At 32.7% G+C, this 25,102-nt stretch carries 25 protein-coding genes, 1 pseudogene and 1 riboswitch; of the genes and pseudogenes, 16 read left to right on the top strand and 10 right to left on the bottom strand.

The genetic code is table 11. From position 1 onward, the window contains the following. Positions 1-132 precede the first annotated feature (132 nt). The 4 genes from ACFX4E_RS27545 to ACFX4E_RS27560 all read right to left on the bottom strand — a co-directional run bounded on the left by ACFX4E_RS27545 (position 133) and on the right by ACFX4E_RS27560 (position 5,482). On the bottom strand, positions 133-1,215 hold the full coding sequence (locus ACFX4E_RS27545; RefSeq protein WP_377256999.1) for an AAA family ATPase: 1,083 nt from the start codon (positions 1,213-1,215) through the stop codon (positions 133-135). Then, positions 1,205-1,978 carry a DUF6414 family protein gene (locus ACFX4E_RS27550; RefSeq protein ID WP_377256996.1) on the bottom strand — a complete coding sequence of 258 codons (774 nt, stop codon included), beginning with the start codon at positions 1,976-1,978 and terminating at the stop codon, positions 1,205-1,207. The genes ACFX4E_RS27545 and ACFX4E_RS27550 overlap by 11 nt, the downstream gene beginning before the upstream one ends. Before the next feature lie 777 nt (positions 1,979-2,755). Further along, on the bottom strand, positions 2,756-3,967 hold the full coding sequence (locus ACFX4E_RS27555) for a multidrug effflux MFS transporter (RefSeq protein WP_377259445.1): 1,212 nt from the start codon (positions 3,965-3,967) through the stop codon (positions 2,756-2,758). A gap of 12 nt (positions 3,968-3,979) precedes the next feature. After that, positions 3,980-5,482: an FAD/NAD(P)-binding protein gene (locus ACFX4E_RS27560; RefSeq protein WP_377259448.1), complete on the bottom strand. Its 1,503-nt coding sequence runs from the start codon at positions 5,480-5,482 to the stop codon at positions 3,980-3,982. 1,042 nt (positions 5,483-6,524) lie between these two features. Here ACFX4E_RS27560 and ACFX4E_RS27565 point away from each other — a divergent pair. The 4 genes from ACFX4E_RS27565 to ACFX4E_RS27580 all read left to right on the top strand — a co-directional run bounded on the left by ACFX4E_RS27565 (position 6,525) and on the right by ACFX4E_RS27580 (position 9,236). Then, positions 6,525-7,433 (top strand): hypothetical protein, encoded by a 909-nt coding sequence (locus ACFX4E_RS27565; RefSeq protein WP_377259451.1) that lies wholly within the window; start codon positions 6,525-6,527, stop codon positions 7,431-7,433. 161 nt (positions 7,434-7,594) lie between these two features. Further along, positions 7,595-7,810, top strand: a complete 216-nt coding sequence (locus ACFX4E_RS27570) for a DUF6366 family protein (protein WP_098248731.1) — start codon at positions 7,595-7,597, stop codon at positions 7,808-7,810. A 345-nt stretch (positions 7,811-8,155) separates the two neighbouring features. Continuing rightward, positions 8,156-8,425 carry a WGxxGxxG family protein gene (locus ACFX4E_RS27575; RefSeq protein WP_377259454.1) on the top strand — a complete coding sequence of 90 codons (270 nt, stop codon included), beginning with the start codon at positions 8,156-8,158 and terminating at the stop codon, positions 8,423-8,425. A 298-nt stretch (positions 8,426-8,723) separates the two neighbouring features. Then, a complete protein-coding gene (locus ACFX4E_RS27580) occupies positions 8,724-9,236 on the top strand; it encodes a DUF3231 family protein (RefSeq protein ID WP_230185763.1) in 513 nt (170 codons plus the stop codon). A 245-nt stretch (positions 9,237-9,481) separates the two neighbouring features. Here the strand turns inward: ACFX4E_RS27580 and ACFX4E_RS27585 are convergent, their stop codons facing one another. Then, positions 9,482-9,907, bottom strand: a complete 426-nt coding sequence (locus ACFX4E_RS27585) for a hypothetical protein (RefSeq protein WP_377259457.1) — start codon at positions 9,905-9,907, stop codon at positions 9,482-9,484. After that, positions 9,900-10,310 (bottom strand): thiol-disulfide oxidoreductase DCC family protein, encoded by a 411-nt coding sequence (locus tag ACFX4E_RS27590; protein WP_377259493.1) that lies wholly within the window; start codon positions 10,308-10,310, stop codon positions 9,900-9,902. The genes ACFX4E_RS27585 and ACFX4E_RS27590 overlap by 8 nt, the downstream gene beginning before the upstream one ends. Before the next feature lie 267 nt (positions 10,311-10,577). Between ACFX4E_RS27590 and ACFX4E_RS27595 the strand changes: the two genes are divergently transcribed. Continuing rightward, the gene (locus ACFX4E_RS27595; RefSeq protein ID WP_377259460.1) at positions 10,578-11,276 is read left to right on the top strand and encodes an aspartate/glutamate racemase family protein; all 699 of its coding nucleotides are present in this window, start codon (positions 10,578-10,580) and stop codon (positions 11,274-11,276) included. Between the two features lie 401 nt (positions 11,277-11,677). On the opposite strand, the gene ACFX4E_RS27600 is transcribed toward ACFX4E_RS27595, so the two are convergent. Continuing rightward, a complete protein-coding gene (locus ACFX4E_RS27600; protein WP_061860515.1) occupies positions 11,678-12,148 on the bottom strand; it encodes a DinB family protein in 471 nt (156 codons plus the stop codon). Between the two features lie 298 nt (positions 12,149-12,446). Between ACFX4E_RS27600 and ACFX4E_RS27605 the strand changes: the two genes are divergently transcribed. From ACFX4E_RS27605 to ACFX4E_RS27640, 8 genes are all read left to right on the top strand, one after another. Beyond that, positions 12,447-13,373 carry a bifunctional helix-turn-helix transcriptional regulator/GNAT family N-acetyltransferase gene (locus tag ACFX4E_RS27605; RefSeq protein ID WP_377259463.1) on the top strand — a complete coding sequence of 309 codons (927 nt, stop codon included), beginning with the start codon at positions 12,447-12,449 and terminating at the stop codon, positions 13,371-13,373. Between the two features lie 23 nt (positions 13,374-13,396). After that, entirely contained in the window at positions 13,397-14,668 is a 1,272-nt protein-coding gene (locus tag ACFX4E_RS27610) for an MFS transporter (protein ID WP_377259466.1), read from the top strand. Between the two features lie 160 nt (positions 14,669-14,828). Continuing rightward, positions 14,829-15,290, top strand: coding sequence for a 2-thiouracil desulfurase family protein (locus tag ACFX4E_RS27615; RefSeq protein ID WP_136790382.1), 462 nt, complete (start codon positions 14,829-14,831; stop codon positions 15,288-15,290). Between the two features lie 62 nt (positions 15,291-15,352). Next, entirely contained in the window at positions 15,353-15,934 is a 582-nt protein-coding gene (locus ACFX4E_RS27620; RefSeq protein ID WP_377259469.1) for a GNAT family N-acetyltransferase, read from the top strand. Positions 15,935-16,026: 92 nt separating this feature from the next. After that, a riboswitch (ZMP/ZTP riboswitch) is annotated at positions 16,027-16,105 on the top strand. A gap of 48 nt (positions 16,106-16,153) precedes the next feature. Further along, entirely contained in the window at positions 16,154-17,320 is a 1,167-nt protein-coding gene (locus tag ACFX4E_RS27625; protein ID WP_377259472.1) for a phosphoribosylaminoimidazolecarboxamide formyltransferase, read from the top strand. Between the two features lie 81 nt (positions 17,321-17,401). Continuing rightward, a complete protein-coding gene (locus ACFX4E_RS27630) occupies positions 17,402-17,905 on the top strand; it encodes a GNAT family N-acetyltransferase (protein ID WP_377259475.1) in 504 nt (167 codons plus the stop codon). Positions 17,906-18,195: 290 nt separating this feature from the next. Next, the gene (locus ACFX4E_RS27635) at positions 18,196-18,669 is read left to right on the top strand and encodes a GNAT family N-acetyltransferase (RefSeq protein ID WP_377259478.1); all 474 of its coding nucleotides are present in this window, start codon (positions 18,196-18,198) and stop codon (positions 18,667-18,669) included. Positions 18,670-18,833: 164 nt separating this feature from the next. Then, positions 18,834-19,688, top strand: a complete 855-nt coding sequence (locus tag ACFX4E_RS27640; protein ID WP_377259481.1) for a hypothetical protein — start codon at positions 18,834-18,836, stop codon at positions 19,686-19,688. Between the two features lie 140 nt (positions 19,689-19,828). Here ACFX4E_RS27640 and ACFX4E_RS27645 read toward each other — a convergent pair whose 3' ends face one another. Beyond that, the gene (locus ACFX4E_RS27645; protein ID WP_377259484.1) at positions 19,829-21,043 is read right to left on the bottom strand and encodes a TolB family protein; all 1,215 of its coding nucleotides are present in this window, start codon (positions 21,041-21,043) and stop codon (positions 19,829-19,831) included. Between the two features lie 117 nt (positions 21,044-21,160). On the opposite strand from ACFX4E_RS27645, the gene ACFX4E_RS27650 reads away from it, so the two are divergent. Continuing rightward, a complete protein-coding gene (locus ACFX4E_RS27650) occupies positions 21,161-21,505 on the top strand; it encodes a hypothetical protein (protein ID WP_377259487.1) in 345 nt (114 codons plus the stop codon). 460 nt (positions 21,506-21,965) lie between these two features. Here ACFX4E_RS27650 and ACFX4E_RS27655 read toward each other — a convergent pair whose 3' ends face one another. Together ACFX4E_RS27655 and ACFX4E_RS27660 are read right to left on the bottom strand one after the other, a co-directional pair. Continuing rightward, positions 21,966-22,253, bottom strand: a complete 288-nt coding sequence (locus ACFX4E_RS27655) for a hypothetical protein (protein WP_098366386.1) — start codon at positions 22,251-22,253, stop codon at positions 21,966-21,968. A gap of 442 nt (positions 22,254-22,695) precedes the next feature. Beyond that, the gene (locus tag ACFX4E_RS27660) at positions 22,696-23,190 is read right to left on the bottom strand and encodes a DinB family protein (protein ID WP_193426899.1); all 495 of its coding nucleotides are present in this window, start codon (positions 23,188-23,190) and stop codon (positions 22,696-22,698) included. Positions 23,191-23,536: 346 nt separating this feature from the next. Between ACFX4E_RS27660 and ACFX4E_RS27665 the strand changes: the two genes are divergently transcribed. After that, the gene (locus tag ACFX4E_RS27665; RefSeq protein WP_377259490.1) at positions 23,537-23,800 is read left to right on the top strand and encodes a hypothetical protein; all 264 of its coding nucleotides are present in this window, start codon (positions 23,537-23,539) and stop codon (positions 23,798-23,800) included. Between the two features lie 643 nt (positions 23,801-24,443). Then, a pseudogene (locus tag ACFX4E_RS27670) lies at positions 24,444-25,025 on the top strand (reverse transcriptase N-terminal domain-containing protein); the annotation flags it as partial. Between the last annotated feature and the right edge of the window lie 77 nt (positions 25,026-25,102).

The following is a 25,102-nucleotide window of genomic DNA, read 5'->3' on the forward strand; positions in this document are numbered from 1 at the left end:
TGGACGGGGACAGTTTTTGCGTCTAAACCAGTGGCGTAAGCCACACTATATAAAAGCGACTTCTTGTCGCACCATAAGTTTGATTATAGGAAGTCACTATTAAAAACCAGTATTTAATTTATATAAAGATAATTATAACCTTTCCACAAGAGGATATGTTAATACCTTCGTTAAAGTTCTTTGAATTTCTCTTGCATTATCATAGTTGTTTATAACTTTTCTCATTTTGTCTAATATGTCTTGTTGTTGTATGTACTGTCGGTCGTCTTCGTTAAATTTCATCAGTTCTTCTTCATAGGTTCTTTCTAGTATCGTTAATTTAGCAGGTTCAGATAACTCTTTATATTGAATGAAGTTATCAAATCGAGAATATAAAGCAGCACCCAGTCTATCTTTAATTTCACCAACAGATTCGTAGTTAGACGTACATAGTATGATAGTATTTTCTAAGTTTACCTTGTAATATTTGTCTTCAAATTTTCCTTCATCAAACATTTCATAAAAGGCGCTATAAAACAAAGGGTGTGCTTTATCAAACTCATCTAATAGCAATACATTTGTTTCTCTATCAATCAAATCTTTTGCAAGAGAAAAAACATTATCTCCAAAGATGTAAGAGTAAATGTTATCGTTATGGAACATAGACAATTGTTTTCTAAATAATTTTCGCCCACTAAGAATCTTATTTATTAACTTTGCAGTTTCAGTTTTCCCAACCCCAGGAGGACCATATAACATAATAACTTTCGGCTTATTACTTAATGAATTTATTAGGGGGTATATCGTTTGTAGAATTTCGGTTTTCACATGCTCCTGCCCAAGAACATTGGAATCAAATTCTTCTTTTATCTTTTTTAAGTTTTCAATAGTCACTGCTTTATAATTATAGTTTTCGATTTCTAATTCAATTTCTAGTTTATGACTCTCTAATTGTTCTAAAATTTTCTTAGGAGGGTTATGTAAAAATACCTCTTCAAACAATAAATATTGTTTATAAAGCAATATATAATTTACAAATCCTTCTATAAAATGTTCTTTAACAGCTGAATATTCATCAGAATATACAATAAGTGAATGAAAAGATTCCAAGTTCAATTCATCTTTTCTTAAGGCTAAGTCCATAGAAGTAACAACTTTTGTGAGTGAATTTGTATGTTCTATAGGTATAAGTTCTTCAAACTGTTCTAATGGGCCATTAAATATTTTAAACTTCATTTTTTTCACCCGGAATACCAGCTAGCAGTACATCATACACTGCTAAGTTATTTTTTGTATGTACTTCCGTCTCACCATTAAGGATTTCTTCTGCAGTCAACTCTCTAGGCTCAACATTTTTAGGGAATTCATTCTCAATAAGTAAGTCTTCTAAACTGCATTCACCAACTTTTATTCCATAGTATGTTAGATTCATTTTAGTTAGGTCTGTTAGCGTATAACTATTTCTAAAGGAATTAATATTGAAACGAAGGATTGATTTTTCTTCTCCCTTAACGGCTAATAGTTCGTAGTATCCTTTAGCGCTTTTAAGAATTTCATCAATCTCCATAAAATTAAAATCTGCTAGTTCTTGTGTATATTCTGTATCCTCTTTTAAAATCTTAATATAAGGAGAATACATTTTGATAAATGAAAAGGAATCTTTTATTGAATTCACTTTAAAACCTTCAAATATTTCAATGCTATTTTTGTTATCATGGCTGTTAGCAAACTTAACGAAGTCTGCTAATAGAGTATTTGTAATAGTAGATTTTAGCAAAGAATCCTTTGATTTTTCTATATTTGCATTACCAGTTAGAGAAATACTTGCCTTTATTAATGATAAAAAGCTATTTCCTATCCCTGCTTTTCCTTCAGCAGATCCACTCATTTTATAAGTGAATTTACCATTGTCTTCATCAACTATCTCAATATTTCCTCCATAATAAATTTGTAAGAAATCTGTTGCTGAACCTTCGTCGAAATAAATAACCTTATACAAATTACTTTCACTCCTCATAAAAAAAATGATCTTGCTTGAATATATCTAATACTTTATTACTTTTAAATTCATTAGTTAATTAATTGGTTTGTATATCTTATGTAATATTCTTTATACCAGCTGTATCCAGCATTTGATAAAACATTGTATTTTTCTTCATGAAGATCTTGATAATTTTACAACATACACATTCCTTAATTATACATTTAATTTGAATTTTTTTACTTATAATAATATCAAAAACTTGAAATATGTATTTATAGATAATGAAATAGAAAAAAGTATTAATGAAATACATATTTTGTAGATTGGATACTTGTCTTGTACAAAGAAAGATAAAATTTCCAACTTTAATTTTCTCTTATTTTGTAAAGAAACGTTCGTAAATGTGCACGAATCTAAAAAGACGTTCGTAATTTGTTTTCAAACTTAAATGAACGATAAAAATGATAGATTTCTTATAAAAAGGAAGAGTCCGTAAAAGTATACCTTTACGGACTATCTATGTTTAATAGCTCTAACCATAGGCTGGAACCTGGTTCTCAATTTATCAATGAAACAAAACTGGTCATTTTTGTTACGATTTAGAACTATTTAATATAGGAGTATTTTTGTGAATTTGTTTTATTCTTCTTGAAGGTAAACTAAAAATGCAAAATAACGAAAAGTAATTTAGTAAAAGCATATTAAATAAAAAAGCAAAACCTTGAATGGTTTTGCTTTTTTATTTTAGAGGAGACTAGTGCTAATTAAACGTTGAAAATACTCTAGACTTTTTTATTTAGTCATTCTTATGTCTATTCTTTTAAGATTTTTATAAATTAACTTATAAAAGCTGAAAACTAATAATATACAACAGACTAAGATAGTTATTACCATCGGAAATTGAGAAGTCACATGAAAGCTACTCAATATAAGACCACAGAATGAACCAAATATCATTTGAATAAAGAAAAATAATCCAGATGCAGTACCTACAATTTCATTAAAAGGCTTCATTACAGCAGCTTGACAGGCAGGGAATATTCCACCTACACCCGTCATTAATAACATCATAGGTAGTATAATACCTAATGGACTCGAAGGTACAATATATGTAGCCAATATCATAATTCCAGACGCTGCTAAAGCTATGTAACTCTCGTACATAATTACCTTGTTTAATCCTATTTTAGTACCATTTTTTCTCGTGAATGTGGTTCCTATTATATAACCTATGATTACTAAAGCATACATTAAGCTATAGGCTTGTGGGCTAACCTTAAAAAAACCTTGTAATACAAAGGAAGATGATTGAATAAATGCATAATATGCACACCAAGCAAGACCAATAGCAATACTATAAGCTAAAAATGTTTTATGAGTTAACAAAAATTTGTAGTTACTAAAAATAGCTTTGAAATTTATAGCTTGTTTCTTGTAATTAGTATAATTTTCAGTTAAGACAAAAGAAGATAATATTAGAACAACCACTACAAGTAATAACAAGAATGCAAAGCAAAATCTCCATCCAAAATGTAATTGAATTAAACTCCCAATAGATGGAGCGATAGCAGGAGTTATAGCAATTGCTGTTGATAAATATGTAAGTATAGTTAATTGCTCATTGTCTTTAAATTTATCCTTTGCAATTACTCGTGCAATTACAGTTCCACAGCCACCTCCTAAGGCTTGAAAGAGTCTCCCCAACATTAATACATATATATTAGATGTGATTAAACACATGATTGTTGCCAATAAATAAATACATAAACCGGTAATTATTACGGCTTTCTTTCCATATTTATCAGAGAATATTCCACACACTAAGGTTGATATAGCATATCCAATCATATATATACTTAATGTTAATTGTAATAAATTACTTCCAGCATTTAAATCCTTAGACATGTGCGGTAAAGCAGGCAAATACAAACTTATAGATAATTGCGGTATACAAACTAAAGAAATTAAGGTTATTAGAATTAAAATTTTATGACCTCGCGACATTAATAAAACTCCTTATATACATACCAGTGTATTATTGATATCTTTATTAATCTGTTTAATTAAATCTTGTGATATTATTTTTGCATGCTTTGAAATCATCTCAACGGAGCTAGTAAAATAATAAGTTCCACAAGTAATATGTCCTAAAGCTTTTAATCTCTCATTGATTTTTCCTGTTATATCAATGATGCTACCTGAATTAAAATCAACTTCCAATCCACCATATTTATTGATTTTTACTTCGCCTGAATCTATTAAGTTATTTAATAGATTGTCCCTATATGGTTCGCTTAAATGCTTTGTTGATCCCACAGCATTAACAATCCAATCGTACTCTTCTTGATCGTCATTCTTAAAATCAACATGAAACTTCTCATTATAAAATTGGATTTTTCCTACTCCTCTTTTTATATCTAATAAATCATCATTGAGCAGTTCTAATATTTTTTGAGCATTATTGATAGGCATAGGGTTTCTTTTACTCATGAATAGGCGTTCATATTTTTTTAAATAAGTTACCTTATCTTCTTCTTTTAGATAATACCAGTATTTTTCTATAACCTCATTAGTAGCTACTAGGATTGATTGCCATAGTCCTAAGTCGTTTAAATTAGCCATGTCATGTTTTATTGATTGCACAGGAGTTAATTTATTTTTTCCTCTCAAGAGCATGTTCTTTAAATTTAGACCTACCTCTTTGCACTCTTTATTTAGCATATTAATAATTTCTTTAAGTTGGATTTCTTTTTTATTCGCAAGTATCTTTTGTAAGGATTCTTCGGTTAGAAATTTCAATTTAAAAGGCTGGATTTCCCCTCTTACAGCAGGTAATGTTCCACTTCTTGAAAGCATGTGAATTTTCCCTTTATGTCCAGCTTCTTGTAAGACAAGACATATATCAACTGCTGTTAAACTAGAACCTAAAATTCCAATACTTGAATCATTTTTTATCGAAGATAGAGATTGTTCTAATGGATAAGGGGTATAAATAAAACGTTCATTTTCCTTTAAGTTATAGTAATCGGCGAACTTGGTATGTCCTAGACATAATATAACATAGTCGTATTCGTTCTCATCCATAGCCGAAATCACACTATATTTTTCATTTGGTTTTTTTATAATATTTGAAACTTCATCAAATTTGATGTCTACATATATTTTTTTCTCTTTAGCCAACTTAACAGAGCTTTCAAAAGATTCTTTGAGATATTGCCCAAAGAATCTTCTTGGAAGAAATTCATCTGATGGGAAATGAACTTCTGTTTTCTTTTTATACCAGTTCCAAAAATCGTCAGGGATCTCACTATATACTGACATTTGTTTAGATTGTCTATTTAATAGCAAAACATCGTGATCATTTTGGTAAGGTACACCTGGGCCAACCATCGCACTCCTATCGTATAGGGTAATATGGAGATTTAAGTCGGGTATATCTGTATTTTTGACCAAATAATTAAATGAGCAAATTCCAGATACACCGGCTCCTATTATTGCTATTTTTTTCTTATGACTCATGAATATCCTCCTATTTATGTAAGATTATGTGACAAATACAAAGAAAATTATACCATTGAAAAATATGTAAATGGAATACTTTTCTGAAAAAAAAGATTATACAGAATAATTAAAATACAAATTAACAATAGTTCTTATAAATAAAAAGCACCAACCTGCAAGCAGATTATTCATATTGATGACTTATTATCGGATGATGAAACAGTTTGGAAAAAGTTAATTCACAGTAAAGACCATGAATTGCTATAAAAAATGAAAGATATAGGCAAAAAGGTGACAAATGATGAGGGAGATTATGACATACACTAAAAGAAAAAGGTTCGGATTATCGATCCTTTTGTGTTGGTAGGGAATGGCCGAATAAAGAAAGCAACGGAGCTATCCACCAAAGTAAGAGAATTAAATGAGTATGCTCTAGAAAAGTCCTTAAAAGGAACATTCGTTAGAGTTCTTAATACTTAGTAAAGAGAAAAGCACCTTATTTAGTCAAATAAGGTGCTTTTCTTACATGTGCGGTTGATCATAGCTACTTTTAATAGTTGATAAAAGTGAAATATATACATGTACATATATAAAATATAGTATTAGGTTATAATTTGTCTAGTCAAACGGTAAGCAAAATAAAAAGCTACCTCGGTATGGCAAGCGAGGTAGCTTTTATCGGGGTTTACACGTATGAACGTGTTAAAATCGATTCTAACCAATTATAGCACATTTTTGCTATATCGGCTATATTTTTACATCTTCGCATATGTATAAAAGGAGCGCTTTTTATACATTCTCGTTTCTTTCAACTACCCAAAGAACGTAGTCATATCAACGATGTATAAAAAGATGCATACTCAAGCAAAGGAATCCTTAGCTGAACCCTACTGCCGCAAGGGTTCTTTTGCTTCCTTGAAGAGTGATTATGTTAACTATAAGTGAATACATTATGCATCTTAATTTACATATCTTTTTACTTTTAAATGGAATAAAAGGTAAAAATTATGTTTTAATAAATATTGGAAATGTTTATTAAAAACGAACGGGGATTATTTAAATGCATAATATAAAATTCAATTATTTGATCGACTTATGTTCAAGGTATCAACAAGACAAATTTTTCATTGAGGAAATTCCTCTCTCTGTTTTATCCAAGTTAAATAAAAGGTTTAATATTTCAAGTGAGGAAGAAGTAATTGCTTTTCTCGACTGTACGATATTTGGATCAGGGAAAGTCGGTGTGTGTTTTACCGATAAGGGGTTAAGCTGGAAAAATATAAGTGGTGAATTAGGCAATATTGAATGGACTGAATTTGGTAAAGTAAATCAGATTACGGTCCAAAATAATATCGAAGTTCATTTCGACAATAGAAAAGCATGCTTAATAGGTGGAGGACATACGTATCCAATTCCATTATTTATAGAACTTTTGACAAGTATAAGAGATTTCTTAAACGAATATTCGTACGAATTACTTGTAAAACCGCACAATGTATCTTCTTCTGCAACGTATAATGACTTAATGAACATAAGCACATTATTTGAGAAATACGAAGAAGCTTTTGAGCCCAATAATGGTCTGTTAGTAGATCAACATATTCCTTCAGATTTAAAAAGGAAAATAATAAAGTATTTTAATTTACAAGCTAATAAAGAGATTGTTGCTTTTTTATGTACGTTTCCTTTAAAGAAGACAGACGGGATTATTATTGGCGAAAATGGAATTTATTTCAGAGAACCATTCGTCTCTCTTTATTATCCCTGGTATGTATTCCGAACGTTGCCTTTATATTTATCAGAATATGAGCTTATTATTGGGAAAGATAATATTTTTCATCTCACTCATGCCAAAATGGAAGGTACAGAGATTCTACTTTTTCTGAAAAAACTACAGGAGTATGCTAGTTCTGTTTATGAGAGTGTTCCTAATGTAGTTGATCTCTACTCTGCTAACACTAAAATTTAAAAGTTATGCTATATATTAATTAAAAGCCACTTCATAATGATGAGACTCTGAAGTGGCTTTTTGACACTTCCTAGAATATGGATTATGTTAAGTGCAGCTATATGCAGTTATCCACTACTTTACCATAATATGTTAGACTTGTAGTAAACGGTGGTGGGACGATGAGTAATGATAAAGAAAAGCCAGAAAGAATGAGAGAAAATTTAAAACAAGCAGAAATAAAAAGAAACCCAACTGGAAATCTTAATGACGCTTTCAATCGAAATGAAGCTGGAAACCTTTCTGGTTTAGCAGGTAGCTTAGGATGGAAAGGTCTTGGTGTGCTCATTCTTGTAATTGTTATAGGCTTCATAGTCGCATCTATATTTTTAAGGTAATACAAACGATTTCTAAAAGAGGAACAGCTGATTAGCTGTTCCTCTTTTAGATTAGTACCGATAAATGGTTTTATGTTAACTAAAGATGTATAACATATACAGCGTAAAAACAGAAAAAACCTATCTCTTTCCAGTCAAAAGAGGTAGGTTTTTTCTTTTACGTAATTGGGTTTCATGAGTGATGCCTTATTGCATCTTTAATAGTTTACTTAAAATATGAAATTTTACTCATTACTGTACTCTTGTAGCATCAAACTTTTAGATACGGTCTATAAGCTTTATGTCATTAAAGAATAGGATTTCGTGATGGGGGGACTTTATTTAGTAAAGAAAGGAGGGAATACAATGAAAAAGAAATGTTCTGTTTTATTATGTACGTTAGCTTTAGCTATGATGGCTTTCGGCTTACCTGTTAATGCTGAAAATAATAACGTAGATAAAGCAAATTATAATGATGACTTAAATTATAATAATGACGTAAATACTCGAAATGTCACTACAGCAACTGATACAGATGATAACAATGATTCACCTTGGGAATTGCTTGGATTATTAGGACTAGTTGGTCTTTTTGGTCTTAAAAGAAGAGATGATCGTGAAGAAAAAGTTCGTTAATATCTATTTTGTATGAGTAGAGATAAATAGCTGTGATGAGAGCCACAATTTATAATCTCTCCAACAATTCCAAAAAAACTACCTATAGGGTAGTTTTTTTGGGTTTAATAACAAGGGTATAGTGGACGATGCTCTTTTAAACATCTTGGTTAGTTTGCTTGAAATATGGAATTATATTCTTTGGTGAATTAATTTTTCGATAGAAGTAGAAGAATAATAAAACAAAATTTGGAGACGTTAAACATGTGCATAGCAAGGAAGGTGGCACACTATCATGAATTTTGTAAGGAGGATAACAATGGGTATTTTAAGTGGAAATCCTACAGATGAACCGATGCATTATGGGGAGGTATTTGGAACGTGGTCGTATGTTTCTACCTCAAAGGGGTTAGTGTCTGGCTATCAAACATTTCTAAATCATGTAGGTGACAAGGATCTACATAAATTGGTACAAGAGACAATCGAACAATGCCAGCAAGAAATAAAAAGCATTGAAACATTGTTAAAAGAAAATGGAATAGGCCTACCACCAACCCCACCTGAACGACCTGAAGCTTGTTTAGATGATATCCCAGTGGGTGCACGTGTTCAAGATCCAGAAGTAGCAGCAGCAATTTCAATGGATATAGCTGCTGGTCTAGTTGCGTGTAGTCAATTGATTGGACAATCTATTCGTGAAGATATTGCAGCCATGTTTGCACAAATTCATATGCAAAAAGTAGCTCTTGGTGGAAAGTTCTTAAGACTTAATAAAGAAAAAGGTTGGTTAATTCCGCCTCCTCTTCATAAGTCTAAAAAAACTGATTGTTAATTATTAGCTTTATATAAGATATAAAAAGGTGTCTCTTAGCAAATAGGGATACCTTTTTTATTTCCGATAATCGTGATTATGTTAACTGATCTGTATATTGTATTCATCTCAAGCTTCTTTTTTAATAATAAAATAGTAAAAAGCAGAAATCCCCAAACTGACAAACATAATAGGTAGTACAATCATTGTATGTTCACCTTCTTTTTTATAAGGTTTGTTGGGATAGACGTTTCAGCTGCTACTGGCTAGTCAAAAAACACTCTCTTTAATTTTTTATATTCAAAGAAAAGCAAGGCTATACTCATACAAGTTAATAGGGTAGTAACAGAACGAGCTGGTATCTCAAAACAAAAGTCAAGAATAGTAATATTTACTGTGATAGGTAAGTAAATAATGTTCCCCAAAGTTGCTGTCTTTGGAATTACTAATAGTAAGGCTGCTGTTATTTCTCCAAAAGCAATAAAAAGATTATATGTATCCGAATATCCAAAGAAATGCCATGCTAATTGCATTGCTGAGTCCTTTGTCGAGTCATATATAAAGTCGCCAGTAGAAAACTGACCTGGATAGATTTTGGCAATGCCGTAAATCAAGAAAGTTAATGCTAAAGACCATCTAAAAGTAGTAATAATGGTCATTCTAAGCTTTTTTAGAAATGTATTTCTATTCATCGGTTTTCCCACTTTCTGTTTCCGTTTTAATAAACCTATTTTGTATTTCTTTACTAGGAACGAGACAACTTTCTTTTTTCCCAAAGAATCGATATCGGTTCTTTGCAATAAAACGGTACACTTTATCTCTGATTTTTTTAGGTATTATCCAAAAGAGAACGAAGAACCTTATAGGTCCGGTAAGCTTATTTATGATATGTAAGATTGCTGTAGATTCAGTATATATTTGATCTTTATCAATTAAGATAATGGAATCCAATTGCTTATTATTCAGATTGTAATCTGTTATCAATGAGCATGCTAAATCTGATTGGAGAGACAAAAATTTAAATATGCCTTTGGGATCCCTTTTTATAACAAATTGAACCCAATGATTACATACGTTACATATCCCATCAAACATAATAATAGGTTGATTGTGTTTTTTAACCTTCAATATATTTCATTCCCTTAATTAATTGTAAATATTTTCTACAATTAATTATAATACGAAATTTAATAAAGCTCACCTAACAATAATGTAAGATGGACTTACAATTTTGTTAGGTGAGCTTTATTTTTTTGAGAAGAGTGCCTATAAAATCCATTATGGTAACTAACTTTTTATATGATATTCCTGCTGAAAAAGTCTATCTTATGGTAATATTTCCTATACGGGAGGTTGGATGAATTGAAAACAATAGGCTTATTAGGTGGAATGAGTTGGGAATCATCAAGTGAATACTACAGAATTATTAATCAAACAGTAAATAGAAAGTTAGGGGGCCATCACTCTGCTAAAAGTGTGATGTATTCTGTGGACTTCGAAGAAATAAAAAAATTACAACATAATGATAGATGGGAAGAAGCAACAGAATTAATGATTAAAGGAGCTCAATACATCGAAAAAGGTGGAGCCGACTTTTTAATTATCTGTACAAATACCATGCATAAAATGGCAACTGAGATTCAGCAACATGTTAGCATTCCCATCTTACATATTGCAGATGCTACGGCTATGAAAATAAAAGATCAAGGGATTAGTAGAATAGGATTGCTTGGAACAAAGTTTACAATGGAAGAGGATTTTTATAAAGGTCGGCTTATCGCTAATTATAATCTTGAAGTTAATATTCCGAGTGAGGAAGAGCGTCAAGTTGTACATGATATCATTTACAGAGAATTATGTTTAGGGAAGATTGAAGCAGATTCCAAAAGTGCGTATCAAAAAATTATAAATGGTTTAATCAACGATGGAATAGAAGGAGTTATATTAGGGTGTACTGAAATTTCCTTACTGATTAATCAGAATGATATCTCAATACCTATATTTGATACAACAGAAATACATGCACAAGCAGCAGTTGATTATGCGTTAGGATTATTCTAGGAAAATGAACGATATCCTTATTTAGATAAATTATTAGAAACTTTAAATAACGAAAATACTGTAGTTAAAACATAGATACAACGTTTCGCTTTGTTCCTGCAGCTACTGAACTTTTAACTATAAATAAATTATAGCTATAAAAAACAAGTCTTTCTCCAATGAAGAGAGACTTGTTTTTTTGTGAATTTATAAATAATTTCCTATAATTGTGATTATATTAGCTTTGTATTCATCTTAAAAAGAGAAAAAACTACTGCGACTAGCCAGTAGTTGAAGAAAACATCTTATAAAATCTATCTAATACAAGGTAATAACGTGAACCCCACCCTCTCTTTTTAACCTAAAGAAAAGGAGAAAATGGCTATACTTGTCGATAACTTTATTATATCATCTTGTCAAATTCAATTTTTCACACCCACATGTTCAATTATTCGCTTCATTGCCTGAATCTGTCCCATATGAGTTGCTTCATGCATCAGTGTAACACCCGCCAGCTCTCCAAAGGTTTTACATCCTAGAAATGGCTTTTCCAAGGTATTGTTTAACTGTTCAGCAGGAATTTGCTGAATACGAGCCAATTGATCTTTTAACTGTATCATAAGCTCATCCATAGTAGGTACATCCCCCGTCCAATCGGCAGGTTTCGTACCATTTCCGAACAATTCCATATAGTTTGCTGGAAGATGGGTTGTTGCATGAGGAAAACCAAACATAGTTTGTTCTGTAACTGTCAAAACGTGACCTGTATGCCAATGAATTGTGTTGTTAAAACCATCTGGCTGCACATCAGTTTGATCCTCCGAAACAGCTCCTATGATTTTGAGGAAGTACTCTCTTCCGATTTCAAATTGCTTGAATACAAGTTTGTTCATCTCTTTTTCCCCTTTCACTGATACAATCATCCATATTATACCACCTTTAGAGGAGAGAGCAATATAATTAAGGTTTCTCTAGTGCTTCATAATATTTGTGACCAGTTAACATAACTTATCTATTCTTGTCGCTTATACTTTATTAATAGATTACCTTTTTCTACTTAAGTCGGGTAAGTTTGTATATTGTATTCTTTTTTTAAAAGAATACAATCGAAGAATAATAGTTGACTTAGGCAAGTGTCGAGGTTAGAATTGGTAAATAATTACGTTTATATTATTTAAAAGAGGTGTCAATATGATTGATGTACAGAGTAAGTGTGGTCTTGAATTTAGGAAATTTAACCGGTTTTACACAGATGTTTTGGGCTTTTTAAATGAACATATCTATGACAGTCCGTTTTCTTTAACAGAAACCCGTATTCTATTTGAAATTTATAACACCAATAATTGTACAGCTAAAAACATTCAAGAAAGATTAGACTTAGATGGCGGTTATGTAAGTAGAATTATCAAAAAATTCGAAAAAGAAAAGATGATTTATAAGCAAAAGTGTAAAGATGATGGACGTAATCATCTTTTATATGTAACCAGTCATGGGGAATTGATTTACAAAGAGTTGGAGAAAAAAGCTAATCAGCAAGTAGAATATATTCTCGGAAGCTTGGACCATGATCAACAACAAAAGCTTGTAGCCTCAATGAATACCATACAAGAAATTCTTTCTACGTCATTTAAAGAAAAAGACGAAGAAGCTGTTTCTGTTAGAAGCTATTATACCTCTGATGATATTAACAACATGATTGAACAACAATGGTTATTTTATAATCAAGTATATAAATGGGATGACAGCTTTTTAGCATATCTTCAGGAGACTTTTAATGCTGATATAGAAAGAATCTGGATAGCAGAAATAAATCGCGAGTTTGCAGGCTGTATTGGCTTAGTGAATGATGGCAATAAGATAGGACAGTTAAGATGGTTCTTAGTAAATCCGTCATTTCACAAAAAAGGAATAGGGAGTCAACTTATTAACTCTCTAGTTCAATACTGTAAAGAACTTGATTATGAACGCCTTTTTCTTTGGACTGTTAGTGATATGGTGACAGCTAGACCACTCTATAAAAAATTTGGGTTTGAAATAAAGGAAGTGCAAGAGAAAAAATCCTTGTGGGGAGCTACTTTGATAGAAGAACGCTGGGATTTAGAGCTAAGAAAAAAATAATTACTTTTAGTTGAGGGGAATATATGAAAAGAACATTTCATTACGCTTGGATTATTGTTTTTGTTACATTTTTGACCTTTTTAGCCGTTCAAGGTGTTCGGCTTTCATTTGGAGCTTTTGTTGAGCCTTGGGAAACAGATTTCTCAATGGATAGAGGAACGATTTCTCTTATTTCAACATTGAGTTTTATTATCTATGGGCTGTCTCAACCACTCATTGGAAGACTGGTAGATAAATTGGGTGCTCGTCTCATTTTATCCTTTAGCACTTTTCTAGTAGGTATAAGTATTTTTCTCACCTCTTTTGTAAATCATCCTTGGCAATTATTCTTTCTTTACGGAATTATGGTTTCTCTCGGCGTGGGAGGAGCCTCCAATGTAGCCGCAACAGTGGTTGTGACCAATTGGTTTAACGAAAAACGTGGACTTGCGTTTGGAATTATGGAAGCTGGTTTTGGTGCTGGACAAATGCTTCTTGTCCCAGGGTCTCTCATGTTAATTCATTGGCTTAACTGGAAAATGACAGTTGTTATATTAGGCGCCTTTTTAGTGCTTATTGTCTTTCCTATTGTCCTTTTATTTTTACGGAATCATCCTAAAGAGAAAGGTTTAGTTCCTATTGGCGGTGAAATCGTAGAAGAAGATACAGTCGAAAAAAAAGCTTTAAGCACAAACTCTTCAATATGGAGTGTCTTTCTAAAAAGAGAGTTTTGGTTTTTAATCTTACCTTTTGCTATTTGTGGTTTCACTACTACAGGATTAATGGATACACACCTTATTCCTTTTTCCCATGATCATGGATTCTCAACAAGTGTTACTAGTGCTGCCGTAAGTATACTCGCTGGGTTTAATATTATAGGTATCTTACTATCTGGTGTTGTGGCTGATCGCTGGAGTAGTCGCAAAATGTTATTTCTTTTATATGGAATGAGGGCGATATCTATTTGTATTCTCTTGTACAGTCATAATTCTGCATTATTGCTTATTTTTGCAGTATTATTTGGATTGGTTGACTTTGCAACTGTAGCCCCAACTCAATTACTAGCTACCCAATATTTTAAAGAATACTCTATTGGCTTTATTTTAGGATGGTTATTCCTTAGCCATCAAATAGGATCGGCATTGGGCGCTTATTTACCAGGTTTATTTTATAACGAAACAGGTAGTTATAATATTTCTTTTTATCTTTCAATTATGATCTTAGCAGGAGCAGCCATTTTAAACTTGTTACTACCTGAACCTCGTAAGGTTACACGAAAGGAGAAAATAGATACTCACGAACAACTACAAGGTTAATAGAAAGGTAAGCCTTAATTAACGGCTTACCTCTTTTATTTATTATGACTACCTATAAAGTCCATTATGGTAACTACAAATGTATACCGTATATAGCGCTCGTCAAAGAATTATTATGATAGAATGGCATAAAAAGGTAGTTAATTAAGGGGATGTCTTTTTGATTGCAGTAAGTTCATGTTTAGCAGGAATAGAGTGTAGATATAACGGATCGCATAGTTTAGTAGGGAAGATTAAGGAATTAGTCGAGCAAGACAGAGCATTATTAATATGCCCTGAACTCTTAGGGGGCTTTTCAACTCCACGTGAATCAGCAGAAATTGTAGGGGGTACTGGAGAAGATGTATTAGATGGAAATGCTAAGGTAATAGAAAAGTCTGGAAACGACGTAACAAAATTATATATAGAAGGAGCCTATAAAGCATTAAACACTATTCAAGAGGCTAATGTTAGGTATGTTGTATTAAAAGAAAGTAGCCCTTCTTGTGGAAGTACTATGATTTATAATGGAGAATTTTCTAATACAAAGATAGCTGGTGAAGGGGTTACAACTGCTTTATTTAAGAGGGCTGGAATTCAGGTGATTTCTGAAAAACAGTTTTTAGATACTAGCTCCTTTTAAGTTCGGGTAAGGTATATCATGATAACCAGATTTGTGAATATTATACAATTAAGATAAAAAGCATGCAGAGGAGGATATATATCAGAGAGTATTTCTTAAAGACTGAAAGGTTAAGCTTTTCTATTTGGGATAGCGATGATATAAAATATGCAAATTCTCTTTGGGGAGATGAAAATGTAACGAAATTCATTGTTGCAAATGGAAAAATGTCTATAAATCAAATACAGAATAGACTCGATAAAGAAATAGAGATGTATCTTCAAAATAATATTCAGTACTGGCCTGTTTTTTTACTTCAGACAAACGAACATGTGGGTTGTTGTGGCGTACGTCCTTATAATACTCAAGATAAAATTCTTGAATTCGGAATACATTTAAAGCCTCTCTATTGGGGACAAGGAATAGCTCAAGAAGCAGCTCAAGCAGTCATAGATTATTCTTTTAATAACATTCCAATAAATGGTTTATTCGCTGGACATAACCCTAAAAATAAAGACTCTGCAAGATTACTTAAAAAACTAGGATTTAAGTATACACATGAAGAGTTTTATAAGCCAACTGGGTTACAACATCCTTCTTACTTACTAAAGAAGATTATAGCAGCAGCTAATTTTGCATTATTTCCAATAATACGTGTTATGTAAATTAGATTTGTATATGATATATAATAAAAAAGAAAAATTTGGATAAAAGTATTGTTAAAATTACTTTTATTATGTAAAATTTTCTTATAAAACAGACTATGTGTTACTGGCGTAAACATGGAGAACCATGAGGAAGCACATAGGTAACGGCCGTACGCCTGGGCAGAGTATTTGAACATGAGTTCAAATACTTTTTTTATTTAGAAAGGAGATTTTTAAGTGAAAGAAATTTGTTTACGATATGGGATGAATCCAAATCAAAGTAAAGCTAAAGTTCAGAATGCTGAGAACACGCCTATTAAAATCTTAAATGGAGAGGCAAGTTATATTAACTTTCTAGATGCATTAAATGCTTTTCAACTGGTCCGGGAGCTTCGACAGGCGACTGGTCAACCTGCAGCTGCATCTTTTAAACACGTAAGTCCAGCAGGTGCAGCTGTGTACTCTCCACTAAATGAGACACTTACTGAATCCTATTTTGTTGAAGGCCTAGACCTGTCTCCTTTAGCGATTGCTTATGCAAGAGCGCGTGGGACAGATAGGATGTCTTCGTTTGGAGATTGTGCTGCTTTTAGTGATGAAGTGGATATAACTGTAGCTACTCTCCTCAAAACAGAAGTTTCTGATATGATTGTTGCACCAAGCTACACTCAAGAAGCATTAGAGATTTTGAAACAGAAAAAGAAAGGAAAATATCTAATTTTAGAGATTGACCCAAACTATGTGCCTGATCGAATTGAAAAAAGGACGGTATTTGGTATTACTCTAGAACAACAAAGAAATGATGTACAGATTGGGAAAGAAGTTTTTAATCATATTGTTACGACTCAATGTGATATTCCTGATAATGCAAAGAGAGACCTTCTTGTTGCTCTTATTACATTGAAATATACACAATCAAACTCTATTTGTTTCGCTTTAGATGGCCAAACGATTGGAATTGGTGCTGGACAACAGTCTCGTATTCATTGTACAAGGTTGGCAGCTGAAAAAGCTGACAACTGGTGGCTAAGACAACATCCAAGGGCTCTTAACATGAAGTTCAGAGAAGGCATTTCTCGTGTAGAAGTGAATAATGCAATTGATGGATGGTTGAATGATGATATTACGAAGGTAGAAAATGAACAATGGCAAAAATGTTTTCAAGAAGTGCCTGCTAGGTTAAATAAAAGTGAGAAAACAGCATGGTTAAAAAGATTAAAAGACGTTTCCTATGCTTCCGATGCTTTTTTACCGTTCCGTGATAATATTGATCGTGCAGCTCAAAGTGGCGTTAAGTATGTGGTTCAAACAGGAAATTCTTTACGAGACGATCAAGTTACAGACGCAGCAAATGAATATCGGATGGTCATGGCTCATTCAGGTATTCGTGTGTTTCATCATTAAAGTTGTAAGGGAATTATTTACAATTAATTTTGGTTAGTTGATTATCTATCTTTAATTTAATAATAAAGGGGAATGCACTTCATGATGAATATACGTATAGCAACCATAGAAGATGCTGATGCAATCGTTGCAATAAAGCAAGATATCGTCGGAACAACTGATTCTCTTCTTCGGCTACCTGAAGAAGTGCAAGAAACGGCAGCAGAATATCGAAAAAAGATACAAATGAGACAAGAAGGTGGTGGTTTAACATTAATTGCAGAATTTAATGATCAAGTTATTGGATTTCTTTCTTTTTACAGGCCTTCCTATATGCGTTTGCATCATACTGGCTCGTTTGGCATTAGCGTTAAGCACGAGTTTTCAAATAAGAGAGTCGGAACAACGTTACTTTCTTATTTAATAGAATGGGCAAAAGAACAAGAGGGACTAGAAAAAATAAATTTAGATGTATTCTCAAATAATAAAGGAGCTATCCATTTATATAAAAAGTTAGGTTTTAAAGAAGAAGGAAGGCAAATAAATCAAATTAAGCTTAAAGATGGATCCTACGCTGATATTATCTTGATGGCACTATTTATATAAATTTTCATCTTAGAAAAAGAGATCAGTAACTCTTGAATTCAAATGTTACTGACCCCTTTTTACATTTTAGTTTTAATGCCTTTGAAATTAGTAGTTGGACAGAAAGTTTTTATTTATTAAGAGTTAAAAATAGACTACAGATAATTGTGATTATGGTAACTGCCTTTGTATATTCTATGCCCTTTTGTACTATTGATTGATCTATTGGAGGGATAATTATCAACATAACATTTTTTTCTGTGGCAGCATTAACCTAAGTAAATTTATAAATAAAATAGGGAGAGGTTAGAATGAAAATTCGTTCAGTAGAGGGAGCAGATTATTACGTAATATCTCCCTTAATTAATGAGTGGTGGAATGGTAGACAAATGTCTGATATGTTGCCAAAGCTATTCTTTGATCATTTTCAAAATACAAGTTTTATTGCTGAAGAAAAAGGTGAAATTATAGGTTTTCTAATTGGTTTCTTATCTCAATCACATATGAATGAAGCATATATTCATTTTGTCGGAGTTCATCCAGATTATAGAGGAAAGAAGATTGGAAAACAATTATATAGTCATTTTTTTGATGTTATTAAACAAAATGGACGAAATACTATTCGATGTGTAACGTCTCCTGGTAATAAAATCTCAATTGCTTATCATACAAAAATGGGATTTAATATTGAACAAGGCGATAAGAATTTAGACAATGTATCTTTACATACTAACTATGATGGAGTTAATCAGGACCGTGTTCTATTTGTAAAGCATTTGGTTTGATGTTGTGGTAACGGCGAATCTTTTCTATTTTCAGACAATATAAAATATTATTATGACCCCCAACTACAAAGAATACCTAAAGATGGGTATTTAACTGCCTCCATAATATACGTAATGCTTTTGGAAACACTAATTGTAATATCCTTTAAAGGTGGCATATTACAATGAAAATAACACTAATTATTTTATTGATCTTTGGAGGGATGAATCTTTCTTCAGTACTTGTTCGGGCGGAGCAAATTCAGGGCCCGTCTCTAATGAAAATGATTAAAAATTCCATTCCGTCTAATGCAATTCTTATAAAAGCTGACAGACCTCCATCCACAAAACCAATTCAATTTTATGACTTTAATCATGATGGACAAAAGGAGATCATTATTACCTATGAAATTAAAGCAAAAGAACAACCCTCTCCTTCTCAATTTGGAGTAATGATATTAAAAAAAGAAAAGGATGGAAATTGGAGAAAGCTATTTAATGACCAAGTTCAAGGAGTAGATTTAGACTTTTCAGGACTAGCTGATATTACAGGGAATGGTGTGAAGGACTACTTATGGGGAGTTACAATTGGAGCAGCAGCAGGAAGTCAGCTTAAAGTTATTCATTGGGATGATACATCCTTCAAAGAAATTGAAGAAGAACCATACCATAAAATAGATTTAGTAAAAGGGAACCAAAAGGTTGGTATTGCAACTTGGCATATGTACATTGGTGATAGTTATCTTGTAGATGTATTAAAATGGAATGGTGAAAAACTAGTTTATAATCAAGAATTATATTCTACATATTATCCTATTATTGAAAAGTTTTATAAAAATAAAATTAGAAAATTGGATGCCTGGTATTACTGGTATTGCCTTGCAGATGCCCAAATAAAAGCGAATTTATTTGATGAGGCTTCCAAATCCATAAAAAAAGGGAAATTATTGGCGAAGAAATTATCAATGCTGGAAGTGGTTCGAGATTTTAACAATTTAAGTAAGGTATTAGAAAGTAAGAAAAATACAACAGGACGTTAATTTAAATAAATACACTTAATTTTATTATTACTTCATCTAGAATGCTGGAAGAAAGCCTTTCTTTAAAAAAAGAAGGCTTTCTATTTTTTGTTGAAATAAAATATTTGTTAATACTTTCTTCCTGTTTATCTTTTCTGACTTCATAGCCGATTCCCATAGAAAAATATAGGTGCTTCATCTATATTTTTGATCCACAGATAAGCATGACTTTTTATTCCTTCTTTAACCCATACATCTCCTCGATTTCCTTGTCGATACCAGGTAATATATGAACCAATAACTTGAGGTCGAATATCCACTTCACTTCTCTTTGGGAAAGAAATTTGCTTCTGCTCTGCCGATTTTATATTAATGACATATAATTTTGAAAACATAGTAGGTACAGGGCCTTCTTTCCACTCCTTATTTTCTCTCGCGCGTGCAACTATAACTTCATTTGGAGAAAGCCACTCAATATCAAGATCAACAAAACCGTTAGGTGTATAATGTTTTTGGTGATTTGAAGCTGGGATATCAGCAACTGTTGTCTTTTTGTCCTGAACAAGAAATCTGCCTTCACCTGAAATATAGGCTAGTTTATTTTCTGTAGGCGCCCATTTCATCCACTCCTCATTCATAAGCATATTTCCTAAAGGTTGAAAATGTTTCCCCGTTGATGATAACACACAGAGGGTATTGCTATCGGCTGACCACGAAGCTGTAGGCGTAGCAAGAAAGCTAACCCATTTATGATCAGTACTCCATTTAAAATAATTTGCATCAATTGCAAACAAGTCAGGTGTATTCGTTTTAATTGTGTAAAAGGGTTTTATCTTTTCAGTATTTAGATTCGCATTGATAGGAACTCTAAAAAGGTGAACTGGTCCCCAGCCAGTAGGTAATAAATGTGACTGTGAAGAAACAAGAAATTCTTTTCCATTTGGAAACCATGTAAAATCACTAGTACCTAATGAAACATTATCAAATCCCATAGGGCGACCATTCTTTGTTTTTGTAACGTTAAGTACGCCACCAGCATTATAAGCAATTTGATTGGTGGTTGGTGACCATTCAAAACTGGTTGTCTCAATTGTTTCATAAGGTTGGTAGCTACGTTTCTGTTTTGTATCATAAACAAACAAATGAGTATTTTCCCCATTTTTATCTCCGTCTAAATAAGCAATGAAACGTCCATCATGTGACCACTTTGGAGAATAAATGTACCGACCTTTTGTAAGTTGCTGTTCTTTGTTACCCTCTATCATCCAAAGTTGATGTTCTCGAATGAAAGCAGCTCTAAGTGGCGATTCAGCTGAAACAATTGGCAAAAAAGTAAGAAAGCATACTATAAAGAAAAACATAAACTTAATTTTCATAAATCATTCCTCCTGCCTATAAGGTATCCAAACAAAGAGGATAAGATTAATTCATCAAGAAATTAATACAAGCAAAAGCCCTCTGTTGAATATGGAACTTCATCAATAGAGGGTGTGATGGAATTACAGGAATCACTAATAAAAAGTGCAGCTCCTCAGAAACTTCAGTTTTATCAGGGGACCACTTTTAGCAGCAATGTGTGGATAGCAAATCAATCAACCTTTTATAACCCAACTGATCTTGCAGTGTACTTTAACCATTCATTTGACAAGGTGGTAATTAAATTAATAAAAGGTGAAAAGGAAACCGGAAGTATAAAGCTAGGAAATCTTCGAGGCGGGATTAATATACCACTTACCAGTGCACGTAAAGAAGCAGGGTACTATAAAATTCAGCTCGTCAATGCGAATAAATATGGGAAAGAGATAGATCTTAAAGGTGGCATTCTTTATCATGATTAATTTTTAGGTTTTACGCTTGAAAAAACAACCCATTGTACAGTAGTTTTCCTAGTCGTTGAAATATAGATGTCATGTTGATAATGCTCTATTGCATCTTGAGTAGTTTGCTCAAGTTGCTATTTATTATCCGTTTATAGTGGGAGAAGAATATAAATCAATTTCTTTTACTGGTTATTTGTACCAAAAGGTCGGTAAGAAAGATAACAGCAAAGGGAACAATGCAAACAATGAAGATCTCACGAAAGACCATATAAGCCTTATTATTCATTTATATTGAATCCACCTTTATATCTTTGAGTAAACTTTTTAGGGTTTCTTAAGTAGTAGAATGTTCGAATAAAGGGAAAATATTCATATCAAATAAAACAACAGGGTTAATCATGCTGATATTCTTAGCATTTACTTCTCATAATGGTGATATGATAGGTTATTTGTCTTGGATGGCATAAAAAAAGCCAGTTCATTGAACAAACTGTAGCTTATTGTTCTTTATTGGATTAAAACTGTTGAGATAGACCTTTTCTTGAGCATACTGGAAATAATACCCTAGTTCATCTTGGTGGATTTTACGAGTAAAGAATCTTTCAAGTGTAGTGTTCTTGGCACAGCCAAAGAAGTAGTCCTCTGTATCAGTATAAAAGATGTCAATAGCGTAAATAGAAAAGTCATAAACATAGGGTAATCTGTACACAGCAAACTTACTAGTAATACCTTGCTCATACCTCTTGATGTGCTCTGTCTTTTTCATAACGTTTCAACTCCCTTGACTAAGGTTAACAGTACTCTGGAGAGTAATTCCTTCTTTTTATTTTATATAAAATAAAAAGAAGGACAACAAACAATGAAGTTGTCCCCCAAAAGCAGAAAATGAACAAAACATGTTGCATATACAATGTGTTTTGTCATTAATCGATAGTATACCATGAGAACAATGTCCTATAACCTTTGATACACACATGTATAGGAAATGACATATATCGTAGTCCTACTGAAACATTGGTCATAAAAAGAGCAGATTCTGTATTTTGTAATCGACTCTACATTCGATAGAAACCTACTTTTTCTTTTACCTAGGTTTCATCATTCATTAAGTAAATATTAAAGTACTTCGTACATCATAATACATTCTACATAAAAAAAGGAGAACTTCATGCTCCATTTCATTCAGAGACATCAATTATCGACTTCGGTTAATCCTCTTCACCACTATTCTCTTTCCAACTTTTTTGTAGTTTCCGAATATAAATGATTTGACCAATGTGATATGCGTTATGAGTAGTTAAATTTCCAAGTACCTCCCACCACTTCACATGTTCAGAAAAACCATTTACATCTCTTTCGACTTTTTCTTCAGTTAATAACTCTTGCCATTGTAACAGTACTTCTAATAGTCGCTCTTTTAAATGATCAAATGTTTGATTTTCGACAATTATAAAGCTTTTATTATTATTTCCTATAGAAGGTACGGCATTGACATGAGACTTTTGATACCTAGTTTGCCATGTTTCATTCCAATAAAGTAGATGTTGCACAATCTCAGCTATACTATTACTGTCCTTGTTAGGCTTCCAAAAAGCTTCTTCTTCCGACAAGTTTTCAATCGAAGCTGAAAATGGCTGGTACCAGCTAGGGTCATTAGCATTTGCTAACAGTTGATCGGCTAAAACATCCTTCGCGTGAAACATGATTTCCATCCCCTTTATAAAAAATTTCCGATCTATTCATAGGAAAAATCAAAATTATGTAAAGATGCCTTGTTGAAAATGTCATAAATCTATCTTCTTTCCACTGACATACATTCTCTTATATATAGTTATTTTCCTTTTTCATTCAACCACTACTCTTCATTTGTTAAACAAATAAAAACTATACATTTTTACATTAGAAGAAAATATTTTTGTTTATTTAAAGGGCTTTTTGGTTCCTGTAAGAGGTATTATGTAAACTGAATTTGTATATCGTATACAGACCTTTTTTAAGAATATATATGTTAATATGGTATAAAAAGGTATTTTGAAAGGCTGATAGATAATGATGATTGGTGTTCCTTTACTTATTGGTTTATTACCAGGTTTAATTGTATTATTGATGACTTGGCTATTTAGGCGTATGAAATGGAAACTACCTGTTAGAATGATTCCTGCAACCTTAACAGTAATAGCTTCAATCGTTCTTTTTTACATTGGTTATGTCGAAGTAAGAGGTTTTCAAGGTGCTGCTTATTTGTTCTTAGCAGTATTTCTAATACTTTTTGCTGCTATATCCTTTGTAATGGCAAAAAAGCCTTTAAGATAATATTTTCTTAAAGGCTTTTTTGTACCGATAATCTGGATTATGGTGCGACAAGAAGTCGCTTTCTTACAGTGTAGCTAACGCTACTCATCTAGACGCGAAGATGATCTCCATCCGAAACGGCATTCTTGGTAACGAGTCTGTCGGTTGCATGAGGAAATGTGGAAACAGAGGACAAATGCATGGTCCAGAATACTGCTAGGAGAAGATAGGTATGGTAAACGAAAGTGAAGGTTTGTAAGCTTCGTAAGGGTTAGCTCAAGATAATGCACAGCTTTGCTTGGGTCTTGGCAAGAGGAAAAGTAGAATCATAATGCTGCTCTGATGCGTCCCGCATCTTGCCCGGAGTAAAGAACCTACTTACCCCTATCGCATCTGTAGGAAGTGGAACTTGGTAAGCCCTATGTCATCTGCATAAGCAGTAGGATGACTGTAAAGTCAAACGATGTGGCAGAGGGTATGGGATATGAGAAAAAGCGAAAGCCGTTACCCTGAAAAGGGACAGGAAAGCAGAAACACTGTATAACTGGACGGATACTGTCGTCTCTATTGACAATGACAGGCTCGAAAGAGCGCCCACTTCTCATGGGTCTTCAACACGAAAATAAATTTGTGGCTATCTTCCAACGAAAAGGAGCGTGCTGTTATGAATACCTCTCTACGAGCGTCGGCGCACGTCTCGCATAAAGATTGGTACTCTATTGATTGGAGTATTATACAAAAATATGTAGCGAAGTTACGACAAAGAATTTATCGTGCCGAACAGCAAAATCAACAAAGAAAAGTAAGGAAACTTCAACGTTTACTCCTACGGAGTAAAGCAAATCTACTGCTTTCCATTCGCAGAGTAACACAACAAAATAACGGTAAGCGAACACCTGGTGTAGATGGCTATACGGCTTCAAAACCAAGCGAACGTATCAAACTTTATAAACAAATAGTTAAATGTAATGTCTTTCGACATCGTCCAAAGCCAGCAAAACGAACGTTTATCCCGAAGAAAAATGGAAAAATGAGACCTCTCGGTATCCCCACGATACGAGATCGAGTGTATCAAAACATAGTAAAAAACGCACTCGAACCACAATGGGAGGTCAAGTTTGAACCAACTTCTTACGGTTTTCGTCCTAAACGAAGCACACACGATGCTATAAGTAATCTTTTTAATAAGCTTAACACGAATAGTAAGAAAAAGTGGGTATTTGAGGGAGATTTTTTAGGATGCTTTGGTGCGTGACGTTAATCTGAAATTTCAATAGAAATATTGATTGGGATGATTTAGTAATAAACTGCAATTCTGATAGA

Origin of the sequence: Priestia sp. YIM B13491 (genome assembly GCF_042787605.1) — a bacterium.
Classification (GTDB): Bacteria; Bacillota; Bacilli; order Bacillales; family Bacillaceae_H; genus Priestia; species Priestia megaterium_E.

Coding starts and splice junctions, on each gene's coding strand:
- ACFX4E_RS27630 (WP_377259475.1), top strand. CDS start 17,402: ATGATGAATATACGTATAGCAACCATAGAAGATGCTGATGCAATCGTT.
- ACFX4E_RS27575 (WP_377259454.1), top strand. CDS start 8,156: ATGAAAAAGAAATGTTCTGTTTTATTATGTACGTTAGCTTTAGCTATG.
- ACFX4E_RS27565 (WP_377259451.1), top strand. CDS start 6,525: ATGCATAATATAAAATTCAATTATTTGATCGACTTATGTTCAAGGTAT.
- ACFX4E_RS27600 (WP_061860515.1), bottom strand. CDS start 12,148: ATGAACAAACTTGTATTCAAGCAATTTGAAATCGGAAGAGAGTACTTC.
- ACFX4E_RS27605 (WP_377259463.1), top strand. CDS start 12,447: ATGATTGATGTACAGAGTAAGTGTGGTCTTGAATTTAGGAAATTTAAC.
- ACFX4E_RS27645 (WP_377259484.1), bottom strand. CDS start 21,043: ATGAAAATTAAGTTTATGTTTTTCTTTATAGTATGCTTTCTTACTTTT.
- ACFX4E_RS27585 (WP_377259457.1), bottom strand. CDS start 9,907: ATGAATAGAAATACATTTCTAAAAAAGCTTAGAATGACCATTATTACT.
- ACFX4E_RS27660 (WP_193426899.1), bottom strand. CDS start 23,190: ATGTTTCACGCGAAGGATGTTTTAGCCGATCAACTGTTAGCAAATGCT.
- ACFX4E_RS27610 (WP_377259466.1), top strand. CDS start 13,397: ATGAAAAGAACATTTCATTACGCTTGGATTATTGTTTTTGTTACATTT.
- ACFX4E_RS27640 (WP_377259481.1), top strand. CDS start 18,834: ATGAAAATAACACTAATTATTTTATTGATCTTTGGAGGGATGAATCTT.
- ACFX4E_RS27570 (WP_098248731.1), top strand. CDS start 7,595: ATGAGTAATGATAAAGAAAAGCCAGAAAGAATGAGAGAAAATTTAAAA.
- ACFX4E_RS27580 (WP_230185763.1), top strand. CDS start 8,724: ATGGGTATTTTAAGTGGAAATCCTACAGATGAACCGATGCATTATGGG.
- ACFX4E_RS27590 (WP_377259493.1), bottom strand. CDS start 10,310: ATGTTTGATGGGATATGTAACGTATGTAATCATTGGGTTCAATTTGTT.
- ACFX4E_RS27655 (WP_098366386.1), bottom strand. CDS start 22,253: ATGAAAAAGACAGAGCACATCAAGAGGTATGAGCAAGGTATTACTAGT.
- ACFX4E_RS27560 (WP_377259448.1), bottom strand. CDS start 5,482: ATGAGTCATAAGAAAAAAATAGCAATAATAGGAGCCGGTGTATCTGGA.
- ACFX4E_RS27635 (WP_377259478.1), top strand. CDS start 18,196: ATGAAAATTCGTTCAGTAGAGGGAGCAGATTATTACGTAATATCTCCC.
- ACFX4E_RS27650 (WP_377259487.1), top strand. CDS start 21,161: ATGGAATTACAGGAATCACTAATAAAAAGTGCAGCTCCTCAGAAACTT.
- ACFX4E_RS27665 (WP_377259490.1), top strand. CDS start 23,537: ATGATGATTGGTGTTCCTTTACTTATTGGTTTATTACCAGGTTTAATT.
- ACFX4E_RS27555 (WP_377259445.1), bottom strand. CDS start 3,967: ATGTCGCGAGGTCATAAAATTTTAATTCTAATAACCTTAATTTCTTTA.
- ACFX4E_RS27545 (WP_377256999.1), bottom strand. CDS start 1,215: ATGAAGTTTAAAATATTTAATGGCCCATTAGAACAGTTTGAAGAACTT.
- ACFX4E_RS27620 (WP_377259469.1), top strand. CDS start 15,353: ATGCAGAGGAGGATATATATCAGAGAGTATTTCTTAAAGACTGAAAGG.